The following is a 590-nucleotide window of genomic DNA, read 5'->3' as shown; positions in this document are numbered from 1 at the left end:
GTGAAGAAGGCGCAGGCGGCGGGCATCACGGTCGTCGCGGTGGACGTCGCGGCCGCCGGCGCGAACGCGACCGTGCAGACCAACAACGTGAAGGCCGGCGAGCTGGCATGCGACTACCTCGCGAAGAAACTCAACGGCAAGGGTAACGTGATCATCGAGAACGGCCCGCAGGTGTCGGCCGTGATCGATCGCGTGAACGGCTGCAAGACCGTGCTCGCGAAGAACCCGGGCATCAAGCTGCTGTCGAGCGACCAGGACGGCAAGGGCTCGCGCGAGGGCGGGATGAACACGATGCAGGGCTACCTGACGCGCTTTCCGAAGCTCGACGGCGTGTTCACGATCAACGACCCGCAGGCGATCGGCAGCGACCTCGCGGCGAAGCAGCTGAATCGCCCGAACATCGTGATCACGTCGGTCGACGGCGCGCCCGACATCGAGGTCGCGCTGAAGTCGAACACGCTCGTGCAGGCGTCGTCGAGCCAGGATCCGTGGGCGATGGCGCAGCAGGCCGTAAACGTCGGCTACGGGATCATGAACGGCCAGAAGCCGGCCAACCCGATGATCCTGATCGAGCCGACGCTCGTCACGCG

1 protein-coding gene is annotated in these 590 nt (G+C 66.1%); it reads left to right on the top strand.

Annotated elements, in window-relative coordinates:
* Positions 1-590, top strand: a 590-nt coding sequence (locus U4Z31_RS36945) for a substrate-binding domain-containing protein (RefSeq protein WP_321812995.1), incomplete at both ends; no start/stop codon positions are given.

The sequence above is a fragment of the Burkholderia sp. BCC1985 genome, from assembly GCF_905339915.1.
In the GTDB taxonomy this organism is placed as follows: domain Bacteria; phylum Pseudomonadota; class Gammaproteobacteria; order Burkholderiales; family Burkholderiaceae; genus Burkholderia.
The sequence above is the reverse complement of the archived record's forward strand: the minus strand, read 5'-3'. Positions and strand labels throughout refer to the sequence as shown.